The organism is Streptomyces swartbergensis, from assembly GCF_002148965.1.
Classification (GTDB): domain Bacteria; phylum Actinomycetota; class Actinomycetes; order Streptomycetales; family Streptomycetaceae; genus Streptomyces; species Streptomyces swartbergensis.
Genome location: NZ_NGFN01000330.1, coordinates 1 through 9,493 on the forward strand (window position 1 = coordinate 1; position 9,493 = coordinate 9,493).

At 70.3% G+C, this 9,493-nt stretch carries 13 protein-coding genes; 7 read left to right on the forward strand and 6 right to left on the reverse strand.

Annotated elements, in window-relative coordinates; all coding sequences use genetic code 11:
- The coding region (locus CA983_RS35025; protein ID WP_208637105.1) for a cellulose-binding domain-containing protein at positions 1 to 443 on the reverse strand (443 nt) is incomplete at its 3' end.
- A 123-nt stretch (positions 444 to 566) separates the two neighbouring features.
- Positions 567 to 1,208 (reverse strand): response regulator, encoded by a 642-nt coding sequence (locus CA983_RS35030; RefSeq protein ID WP_086604782.1) that lies wholly within the window; start codon positions 1,206 to 1,208, stop codon positions 567 to 569.
- A gap of 209 nt (positions 1,209 to 1,417) precedes the next feature.
- On the opposite strand from CA983_RS35030, the gene CA983_RS35035 reads away from it, so the two are divergent.
- The gene (locus tag CA983_RS35035; protein WP_086604783.1) at positions 1,418 to 2,620 is read left to right on the forward strand and encodes an IS110 family RNA-guided transposase; all 1,203 of its coding nucleotides are present in this window, start codon (positions 1,418 to 1,420) and stop codon (positions 2,618 to 2,620) included.
- Between the two features lie 5 nt (positions 2,621 to 2,625).
- On the opposite strand, the gene CA983_RS35040 is transcribed toward CA983_RS35035, so the two are convergent.
- Positions 2,626 to 3,819 carry a sensor histidine kinase gene (locus CA983_RS35040; protein WP_086604784.1) on the reverse strand — a complete coding sequence of 398 codons (1,194 nt, stop codon included), beginning with the start codon at positions 3,817 to 3,819 and terminating at the stop codon, positions 2,626 to 2,628.
- 152 nt (positions 3,820 to 3,971) lie between these two features.
- Between CA983_RS35040 and CA983_RS35045 the strand changes: the two genes are divergently transcribed.
- On the forward strand, positions 3,972 to 4,550 hold the full coding sequence (locus CA983_RS35045; RefSeq protein ID WP_086604785.1) for a hypothetical protein: 579 nt from the start codon (positions 3,972 to 3,974) through the stop codon (positions 4,548 to 4,550).
- The gene (locus CA983_RS35050; RefSeq protein WP_086604786.1) at positions 4,547 to 4,735 is read left to right on the forward strand and encodes a DUF5708 family protein; all 189 of its coding nucleotides are present in this window, start codon (positions 4,547 to 4,549) and stop codon (positions 4,733 to 4,735) included. The genes CA983_RS35045 and CA983_RS35050 overlap by 4 nt, the downstream gene beginning before the upstream one ends.
- Positions 4,736 to 4,738: 3 nt before the next feature.
- Here the strand turns inward: CA983_RS35050 and CA983_RS35055 are convergent, their stop codons facing one another.
- Genes CA983_RS35055 through CA983_RS35065 form a run of 3 tightly spaced genes read right to left on the reverse strand, consistent with a single transcriptional unit; the run spans position 4,739 to position 6,867 of the window.
- Entirely contained in the window at positions 4,739 to 5,311 is a 573-nt protein-coding gene (locus tag CA983_RS35055; protein WP_086604787.1) for a cob(I)yrinic acid a,c-diamide adenosyltransferase, read from the reverse strand.
- 13 nt (positions 5,312 to 5,324) lie between these two features.
- A complete protein-coding gene (locus tag CA983_RS35060; RefSeq protein ID WP_086604788.1) occupies positions 5,325 to 6,074 on the reverse strand; it encodes an ABC transporter permease in 750 nt (249 codons plus the stop codon).
- A gap of 10 nt (positions 6,075 to 6,084) precedes the next feature.
- Positions 6,085 to 6,867 (reverse strand): ABC transporter ATP-binding protein, encoded by a 783-nt coding sequence (locus CA983_RS35065; protein ID WP_086604789.1) that lies wholly within the window; start codon positions 6,865 to 6,867, stop codon positions 6,085 to 6,087.
- A gap of 79 nt (positions 6,868 to 6,946) precedes the next feature.
- Here CA983_RS35065 and CA983_RS35070 point away from each other — a divergent pair, with 79 nt between their 5' ends.
- The 4 genes from CA983_RS35070 to CA983_RS35085 form a co-directional block, all read left to right on the forward strand.
- Complete coding sequence (locus CA983_RS35070; protein ID WP_086604790.1) at positions 6,947 to 7,588, forward strand: TetR/AcrR family transcriptional regulator; 642 nt, start codon at positions 6,947 to 6,949, stop codon at positions 7,586 to 7,588.
- Between the two features lie 126 nt (positions 7,589 to 7,714).
- Positions 7,715 to 8,563 (forward strand): 3-hydroxyacyl-CoA dehydrogenase family protein, encoded by an 849-nt coding sequence (locus tag CA983_RS35075; protein ID WP_086604791.1) that lies wholly within the window; start codon positions 7,715 to 7,717, stop codon positions 8,561 to 8,563.
- A 149-nt stretch (positions 8,564 to 8,712) separates the two neighbouring features.
- Positions 8,713 to 9,036 (forward strand): STAS domain-containing protein, encoded by a 324-nt coding sequence (locus CA983_RS35080; protein WP_003993003.1) that lies wholly within the window; start codon positions 8,713 to 8,715, stop codon positions 9,034 to 9,036.
- Positions 9,037 to 9,303: 267 nt separating this feature from the next.
- Positions 9,304 to 9,493 (forward strand): hypothetical protein (locus CA983_RS35085; RefSeq protein WP_143645631.1); only part of this gene is annotated, 190 nt, incomplete at its 3' end.

The window sequence follows — 9,493 nt, forward strand, 5'->3', positions numbered from 1 at the left end:
GGGGTGCCGGGTGCGGAGGGCGGGGCGTCGCCGGGGACGCTGCCGCCGTCGCAGCCGCCGCCGTTGAGCCTGCAGTTCGCGGGGGAGCCGGAGCCGGTGCCGTTGAAGCCGAAGGAGACGGAGGCGCCGGGGGCGAGGGTACCGTTCCAGGACTTGTTCTTCGCGGTCCAGTGGGTGCCGGAGGAGGTGACGTCGGCGTCCCAGGCGGAGGTGACGGACGTGCCGGAGGGGAAGTCCCACTCGACGGTCCAGGAGCTGAGGGTCGTGGTGCCGGTGTTCTTCACCGTCCACTTGCCTTCGAAGCCGGAGCCCCAGTCCTGTGTCTTGGTGTAGCTCGCGGTGGCGGATGTCGCGGCCTGGGCCGGGCTCGCGAGGCCGACGAGACCGGCCAGCGGGAGCAACAGGGTCGCGAACCCTGCCGCGGCTCTGTGTCTGAAGCGCATGCTGCGCCTCCTCGATGGAGTTGTGGGGGCGTGACTGAGCCTCACGCCCACTCATGGTGCGGTGAGAATAGAAAGGTCTGGACCACCGGTCAATAGGTCTGGACCACCCACCCGTCACTTGGATCAGATCCCCAACTCCTGCGCCAGGACGGCCGCTTGCACCCGGCTGCGCAGCTCCAGCTTCCCCAGCAGGCGGCTGACGTGTGTCTTCACAGTCGCCTCGGCCATGTCGAGCCGCTCGGCGATGCCCGCGTTGGACAGGCCCTCGCCGAGGCAGGACAGCACCTCGCGCTCACGCCTGGTCAGCCGGTCCAGGACGGCCGGATCGGCCGCCGGCTCCCGCGCGGGCTTCGCCGCGAACTCCGCGATCAGCCGCCGGGTGACCGCCGGGGCGATCAGCCCCTCCCCGCGTGCGACCGTCCGCACGGCCTCCAGCAGGTCCTTCGCCTCGGTGTTCTTCAGCAGGAAGCCGGACGCGCCCGCCCGCAGTGCCCCGAAGACGTACTCGTCGAGGTCGAAGGTGGTCAGCACCAGCACGTCGGCGAGCCGTTCCGCGACGACCTGCCGGGTCGCCGACACCCCGTCCAGGCGCGGCATCTGAACGTCCATCAGCACCAGGTCCGGCCGCAGCTCGCGGGCCAGTGCCACCGCCTGTTCGCCGTCCGCCGCCTCGCCGACCACCTCGATGTCGGGCGCGCTGCGCAGGATCAGGACCAGCCCTGCGCGGACGGCGGACTGGTCCTCGGCGACCAGGACGCGGATCATGCGGTGTCCCTAAGAATGTTGGCGGTCCGGGAGGACCGGCTGTGGCTGATGCGGCGTTGCTGTCGATGGCTCAAGGAGAATGGCCGCCCGGTCCTCCGGGACGCTCCGACCACTGATTGAGAACTGCGGTCATCGCTGGTTAGGGACCTGTCGGCGGGGTGTTCTTCGGACCACGAAGTGCTGGTCACGAGAGACACGGAGCGACGGGCTTGAGCACGGCCCACGAGCGGATATGGGTCGGCGTCGACGCTGGCAAGGGGCATCACTGGGCGGTCGCGGTCGGCGCCGACGGCGAGACACTGTTCTCGACGAAGGTGATCAACGACGAAGCTCAGATCCTCACCCTCATCGACACAGCCCGCGAACGGGCCGCCGAAGTGAGGTGGGCGGTGGACATCTCCGGCCGTGCCTCGACATTGCTGCTGGCCCTGCTGATCGCTCACGGTCAGCAGGTGGTCTACGTGCCCGGTCGCACCGTCAACCGGATGACCGCCGCCTACAAGGGCGAGGGCAAGACCGACGCCAAGGACGCCCGCGTCATCGCCGACCAGGCTCGCATGCGACGGGACTTCGCCCCGCTGGACACACCGCCGGAGCTGGTCTCCACGCTGCGGGTGCTGACGAACTACCGGGCCGACCTCATCGCCGACCGGGTGAGGCTGATCAACCGGCTCCGTGACCTGCTGGTGGGAATCTGCCCCGCGCTGGAGCGGGCCTTCGACTACTCCGCGGCCAAGGGCCCGCTCGTGATGCTGACCGAGTACCAGACCCCGGCCGCCCTGCGCCGGATCGGGGTGAAGCGGCTGACGACCTGGCTGGAACGCCGCAAGGTCCGCGGCGCCGCCGACGTCGCGGCCAAGGCCGTCGAAGCGGCCCAGTCCCAGCAGATCGCGCTGGCCGGCGAGAAGCGGGCGGCGAAGCTGGTCTGCGACCTCGCCCACCAGCTCCTGGCCCTGGACGAGCGGATCAAGGACAACGACCGGGAGATCCGCGAGACCTTCCGCCTCGACGAGCGGGTCGAGATCATCGAATCGCTGCCCGGCATGGGACCGATCCTGGGTGCCGAGTTCGTCGCCATCGTCGGTGACCTGTCCGGCTACCGTGACGCCAACCGTCTGGCCTCGCACGCCGGCCTGGCCCCGGTGCCCCGCGACTCCGGCCGACGCACCGGCAACTACCACCGGCCCAAACGCTACAACCGGCGCCTGCGCTGGCTGTTCTACATGTCCGCGCAGTCCGCGATGATGCGGCCAGGCCCGTCCCGGGACTACTACCTCAAGAAACGTGCCGAGGGCCTGATCCACACCCAGGCGTTGCTCGCACTCGCCCGCCGCCGGGTCGACGTCCTGTGGGCGATGCTGCGTGACAGGAGGCTGTTCACCTCCGCCCCGCCGGTCACGCAGGCGGCTTGACACGATCATTGAGATTCTCCTTCGACGGTTTCGTGGACGGGCAGGGTGGCATGTACGGCCCAGATCTTGCCGTCGGGCGAGTCCTCGGGGCCGGCTTCGAACGTGCCGTCCAGCAGGGCGGCGCGCTCGCGCATGCCGATGAGCCCGGCGCCGGAGCCGGGGGCGCCCGGCTGGTCCCGGTCGCCGTACGGGCTGGTCACCGAGACGGTCAGCGCACCGTCCTGCCGGGCGAGGGCGACGGTGACCCGGCCGGGGCCGGCGTGCTTGAGGGCGTTGGTGAGGGACTCCTGCACGATGCGGTAGGCGGCGAGTTCTACGGGCGCGGGGACCGTTCCGTGGGCGGCGTCGAGGGTGATGTCGAGGCCGTTGGTGCGGGCGTTCTCGACCAGGGCGCCGAGTCCGTCGAGGGTGGGAGCCGCGACCGGCTCGGTGTCGCCGCTGGAGTCGCGGAGGATCCCGATGAGCCGCCGCATCTCCGCGAGCCCCTCCACGCTGTTCTCGCGGATGACGGTCAGCGCCTCCTGGGAGGTCTTCGGGTCCTGGAGGGAGAGCGCGGCGGTGGAGTGGATGGCGATCGCCGACAGGTGGTTGGCGACCATGTCGTGCAGTTCGCGGGCCATCCGGGCGCGTTCGGCGGTGACCGCCTGAGTGCGGTCCATCTCGGCGAGCAGCGCGGTCTGCTCGGCGCGCAGCCGGGCCGCCTCGGCGGCGTCGCGGTGGTTGCGGACGATCAGGCCGGTGGCGGCGGGCGCGAAGGCCACCGCGCCGATGACCACGCCGAGCAGCAGCGCCTCGGGCTCGCGCCACACCGCGAACGGCACCACGGTGCCGGCCACCGACAGCAGCCCGGTGATCCTGGGGATGCGGTGGGCCGAGGCGGGCGGGCCGTACAGGACGGCCGCGTACATGAGGTCGGTGTACATCAGGACCGTGACCAGGTTGCCCTGGGTGACGGTGTCCAGGGCGAGCGCGGCCGTGCCGATCAGCAGGGCGGTGCGCGGGGCGGTCCGGCGCAGCGGCTCGCAGCCGGCCATGACGAGCAGCGGCAGCAGGACCGGCCAGCGGCCCGGCAGCAGCACGTACGCCTCGGTGTGCGGACGGGTGGCCAGGCCGAGGCCCCACAGCAGCAGCCCGCCGAGCAGACTGCCCAGCGCGACGTACACGTCGAAGCGGTGGGGGCGGGTCGGTCGTACGGCCATGCCACCATCCAACACGGCCGCCGCGCCCTGTGCGTGGACCCCGCGAAGGGTCCCGTGCTGCACCTTTCGATGTACCGAGGGTTCGTCAGTCGCGACGACGATTCCGGCCGCGCCGACCGGGAGCCTTGAGGGGTGACCGAGAGGAGCGAACCGTGATCGTCGCCTTGATCGCCGCCTGTGAGATCGGCTTCTGGGTGCTGCTGGCGGCCGGACTGGCCTTCCGCTACCTGCTGCGCATGCCGCGTACGGGGCTGGCGCTGCTGCTGTGCGAGCCGCTGCTGGAGGTCGTCCTGCTGGTCGCCACCGCGCTGGACCTGAAGAACGGCGCCGAGCCGAACTGGACGCACGGGCTGGCCGCGCTGTACATCGGCTACACCGTCGGGCACGGCCACCGCACGGTGAAGTGGCTGGACGGCCACGCGGCCCACCGCTTCGGCGGCGCCCCGCCCCCGGCCAAGCCCCCGCGCTACGGCATGGCCCGGGCCCGGCACGAGGGCAAGGTCTGGATGGGCACGCTGGTGGGCGCGGCCGTGGCGACCGTGCTGCTCCAGCTCGCCATCTGGTACGTCGACGACCCGAGCCGCGTCACCTCCCTGGAGAGCTGGCGCTACGCGGCCTGGCGCGCGGCCGGGATCCACGGCCTGGTCGCCCTGAGCTACTGGATCTGGCCGCGGAAGGCTCCCGCGGGGGAGTCCGAGGTGACGCCGGAGAAGGAGAGGGTGCGGCGATGAGCAAGGCGCGCGGAAACCTGGTGGAAGGTGCCGTCACCTTCGTGATCGGCCTGGGGGTGTGGCTGTTCACCGGCGACGTGGAGATCCCGGTCTTCACCCTCACGAAGGTCGGCGTCGTGATGATGTGCGTCGGCGGCGCGCTGGTCGCCGCCGGGCTGTGGCAGGGGGCGCGGCGCAGGACCTGAGGGTCAGCGTTCCCCGCCCGGGACCCACAGCACGTCCCCGACCTCCTTGTTCGCCGTCCTCGCGAGGATGAACAGGAGGTCGGAGAGGCGGTTGAGGTAGGTCGCCGTCAGGGGGTTCATCACCTCGCCGTGCACCTCCAGGGCCGCCCAGGTCGAGCGCTCCGCCCGGCGCACGACCGTGCAGGCCTGGTGGAGCAGGGCCGCGCCCGGGGTGCCGCCGGGGAGGATGAAGGAGCGGAGCTTCTCCAGCTGTTCGTTGAAGCGGTCGCAGTCCGCCTCCAGCTTGTCGATGTAGAACTGCTCGACCCGCAGCGGCGGGAACTCCGGGTTCTCCACCACCGGCGTCGACAGGTCCGCACCCACGTCGAACAGGTCGTTCTGCACGCGGGTGAGGACCTTGACGACCTCCTCGTCCAGGCTGCCCAGCGCGATCGCCGTGCCGATCACCGCGTTCGCCTCGTTGGCGTCGGCGTACGCGGCGATCCGCAGGTCGGTCTTGGCGACCCGGCTCATGTCACCGAGGGCGGTGGTGCCCTGGTCGCCGGTCCTGGTGTAGATGCGCGTCAGATTGACCATGTGGCCAGCGTAGTTACGCTCCGGCGGTTCGGAACACGCGTGTGCCCACTGTCACGGACAGGGCCGTGAAGCCGACGGCCACCAGGACGCCGTACAGCATGTGTGCCGTGGCGTAGGAGCCGACGTAGGCGTCCCGGACGGCGTCGACCAGATAGCGGAACGGCGTGAGGTGGGAGAGGACGTCCAGCCAGGCCGGTCCCAGGGTCATCGGCAGCATCAGGCCCGACAGGAGCATGGCCGGCATGGTCAGCGCGTTGATCGCCGGGCCGAAGCTCTGTGGGGTGCTGAGTTTCATGGCCAGCGCGTACGACAGTGCGGCCAGCGAGAGCGAGAGCAGGGCGACGAAGGTGAACCCGATCAGCACGCCGGGCAGCGGGGCCCGCAGGCCCATCGCCACCGCCGCCAGCACCAGCAGCACGGCCTGGAAGACGAACACCGTGGCGTCCCGCAGTACCCGGCCGAGCAGCAGGGCCAGTCGGCTGACGGGGGTGACGCGCATGCGCTCGACCACCCCCTGGCCCTTCTCGAGGATGATCGCGAAGCCCGCGAACGACGCCCCGAACAGGCTGAGTTGCAGCAGCAGGCCGGGGACGAGAACCTGCCAGGAGCTGCCGCGCTCGCCGAGCGGCAGGTCGGTGAGCAGCGGGCCGAAGAACAGCAGGTACAGCAGCGGCATCAGCACGCCGAAGAGCAGCGCGAAGCGCGAGCGGAGGGACTGGCGCATATAGCGGCCGTAGATGAGGGCGGTGTCGTGCAGCAGCATCCAAGGAGTCCTATACGGCTACGGGGGCGGCGTCGGCCGGCGCGGCGCTGCGGCCGGTGATGGCGAGGAAGGTGTCCTGGAGCGAGGCGTCGAGCGAGCCGCCGTACCGGAGCTTCAGCGCGCTCGGCGTGCCCTCGGCGACGACCACGCCCTGGTCGACGACGACCAGGCGGTCGGAGAGGGCGTCGGCCTCGTCGAGGTAGTGCGTGGTCAGGAAGACGGTCGTGCCGTGCTCGTCGCGCAGCCGGCGCACCAGGTCCCACAGGTCGGCCCGGCTGCCTGGGTCGAGACCCGTCGTCGGCTCGTCGAGGAACAGCACCTTCGGGCGGTGGGTGAGCGCCATCGCGATGTCCAGGCGGCGCCGCTGTCCGCCGGAGAGGGCGACGCATTTGCGGTCGAGCAGCTCGGTCAGGCCCAGGTCGCGGGCCAGCTCCTCGGCGCGCTCGGCGGCCCGCGCCTTGGTCAGCCGGTACAGACGCCCCTGGGTGACCAGCTCCTCCCGCACGCTGATCTGCGGGTCGACCCCGCCGGACTGCGCCACGTAGCCGCAGGCCCGCCGCACCCCGCCCGGGTCGGTCGCCAGGTCGCAGCCCGCCACGGTGGCGGTGCCGCCGGTCGGTTCCAGCAGGGTCGTCAGCATCCGCAGGGTGGTCGTCTTGCCGGCCCCGTTCGGGCCGAGGAAGCCGAGGATCTCGCCCTCGCGGACGGTCAGGTCGATGCCGCGCACGGCGTCCACGGGGCCGTGCTTGGTCCGGAAGGTACGGGCCAGTCCGGCCGTACTGATGATTGCCATGCCCCCAGAAAAACAGAGGCTCTTAAACTTTGCAATGACACCAAGTTTTGGGAATCACCAGGGAAGCTAGGATTCGGGCATGGCAGAGGGGCTCAGGGAGCGGAAGAAGCGCGAGACCAGGCAGCGCATCTCGGACATCGCCACCGGGCTGTTCCTGGAGCGCGGGTTCGTCACCGTGACCATCGCGGATGTGGCGGAGGCGGCCGACGTCTCCGTGAACACCGTCTACAACTACTTCCCGGCCAAGGAGGACCTCTTCTTCGACCGCTCCCAGGGGGTCGTCGACCGGCTCTCCCGCTGGGTGCGCGGCCGGGACGCGGGGGAGTCGGCCGCCCGGGCGGTGCTGCGCGAGCTGCGCGCCGAGATCGAGGCCGTCTCGCCCCGGATGGGCCTCGTCGAGGGCTACGACCGTTTCATGCGCTGCATCGAGGAGGCGCCGCCGCTGCGCTCCCGGCTGTGGAGCATCCAGCAGGAGGTCCAGGACAACCTGGAGGCGACCCTCCGCGAGGAGACGGGTGCCGGGGACGCCGACCCGCTGCCCGGGCTGATCGCCGGTCAGATCTGCTGGGTCCACGGCACCGTCTTCGGCGCGATCGGCCGCGAGATGGTCAAGGGGCGCAACCCGGACGAAGTGTCACGGGAGATGCTCGTCCTCCTCGACGACATCGAGGAGCTGTTGAGCGAGAAGGTGCTCAACTACGCCGTCCGTGGCGCGGGATGACCCCTGCCGGTGTGACGTCCGTCATGTGAGACGTGACGCGCATTACTTACTGGTCACACAGGCCCTCACGAGCGCTAGTGTCCGCCGGAGAGGCAGACATAAGCAGCGCGTCAGGGGAGTCGCACAGTGGCACGGAAGCTCGCCGTCATCGGAGCCGGCCTGATGGGATCCGGCATCGCCCAGGTCTGCGCACAGGCAGGCTGGGACGTGGTCCTGCGCGACGTCACCGACGAGGCGCTGAGGCGGGGCACCGACGGCATCAAGGCCTCGTACGACAAGTTCGTCGCCAAGGGCAAGCTGGAGGCGCACGACGCCGACGCCGCCCTCGCCCGCATCACCGCGACCACCGACCTGGACGCCGCGGCCGACGCGGACGTCGTCGTCGAGGCCGTGTTCGAGAAGCTCGAGGTCAAGCACGAGATCTTCCGTGCCCTCGACAAGCTCGTGAAGGACGATGCCATCCTCGCCTCCAACACCTCCGCCATCCCGATCACCAAGATCGCGGCCGCGACGGAGCGCCCCGAGCGGGTCGTCGGCACGCACTTCTTCTCGCCGGTGCCGATGATGCAGCTGTGCGAACTGGTCCGCGGCTACAAGACCAGCGACGAAACCCTCGCCAAGGCCCGGGAGTTCGCCGAGTCGGTCGGCAAGACCTGCATCGTCGTCAACCGCGACGTCGCCGGCTTCGTGACGACCCGTCTCATCTGCGCCCTGGTCGTCGAGGCCGCGAAACTGCAGGAGTCGGGCGTGGCGAGCGCCGAGGACATCGACCTGGCCTGCAAGCTGGGCTTCGGTCACGCCATGGGCCCGCTGGCGACGGCGGACCTGACGGGCGTCGACATCCTGCTGCACGCCACGAGCAACATCTACACCGAGTCCCAGGACGAGAAGTTCGCGCCGCCCGAGTCGATGCGCCGGATGGTTGACGCCGGTGACATCGGACGCAAGAGCGGGCAGGGCTTCTACAAGCACTGAAACCGCACATGCCCCGGGGCCATCACACCCCGGGGTGAATTCGGTATCGGTTCGCTTACAAGAAGCAACCTCTGCCCCCCTCACGCAGTCAGAGGTTGCATCACCGGCATCAGAACGCGGAGCACGAGACGCACGCACGGGGAGCGCATATGCACATCAGGGGCGACCACGCCGAGCTGGTCGTCGGGGGCCGCCTCGACGTCCGCAGCGCGGCGGACGCCCGTACGGTCCTGCACTCGGCCGTCGACGACGGAGTCGGCGACCTGGTGCTGGACCTGTCCGAACTGGACTCCTGGGACGCCACCGGACTCGGTGTGATCATGGGGGCTCACCGGCGGGCCGGCCGCTGCGGCCGGCGCCTGGTCCTGCGCGGCGTGCCGCCGCAGATGCAGCGCCTGCTGGTGGCCACCCGCCTGCACCGGATCCTGGCGATCGAGGGGGGCATCGGGGTGGAGACATTGCCTCGCGTGTGACGACCTGTGCGGGTGTGAACCGGGAGACCGGGGAGACCCGGACGGACGTTGCCGAATCGTGCGACGCGCACAATCCTCACGAGACCGTGACGTCTCGGACGGCGCGGTACCCCGGACTGTCGTAGATACTGTGCGAAGGTTTAGGGTTCGGCTGCCCGCTGCCTTGAAACCCTATCTGCGGGCCCGGACCAGAAGCGACAGCGCGGTGTGCAGCAAGGCCGGGAGGGCTTTTCCGAGCACACACACGCTTTTGGGGGGCTTTGACCTATGGACCCGAACACCCGGGGACCCGAGGAGTACGGCCACGACGGCGACGGTCAGTCGCCGCGCCAGCGCCCGCCCAGGGAATCCCTCACACCTGACTTCAGCCAGCACGCGCCCGCGCTCGCCCGCACCGTGCAGCTGGTCTCCGGCGACTTCCTGCTGACCGTCAACCCCGTCGACGGCAGCGAGATAG

Coding starts and splice junctions, on each gene's coding strand:
- CA983_RS35030 (WP_086604782.1), bottom strand. CDS start 1,208: ATGATCCGCGTCCTGGTCGCCGAGGACCAGTCCGCCGTCCGCGCAGGG.
- CA983_RS35040 (WP_086604784.1), bottom strand. CDS start 3,819: ATGGCCGTACGACCGACCCGCCCCCACCGCTTCGACGTGTACGTCGCG.
- CA983_RS35050 (WP_086604786.1), top strand. CDS start 4,547: ATGAGCAAGGCGCGCGGAAACCTGGTGGAAGGTGCCGTCACCTTCGTG.
- CA983_RS35055 (WP_086604787.1), bottom strand. CDS start 5,311: ATGGTCAATCTGACGCGCATCTACACCAGGACCGGCGACCAGGGCACC.
- CA983_RS35060 (WP_086604788.1), bottom strand. CDS start 6,074: ATGCTGCTGCACGACACCGCCCTCATCTACGGCCGCTATATGCGCCAG.
- CA983_RS35065 (WP_086604789.1), bottom strand. CDS start 6,867: ATGGCAATCATCAGTACGGCCGGACTGGCCCGTACCTTCCGGACCAAG.
- CA983_RS35070 (WP_086604790.1), top strand. CDS start 6,947: ATGGCAGAGGGGCTCAGGGAGCGGAAGAAGCGCGAGACCAGGCAGCGC.
- CA983_RS35080 (WP_003993003.1), top strand. CDS start 8,713: ATGCACATCAGGGGCGACCACGCCGAGCTGGTCGTCGGGGGCCGCCTC.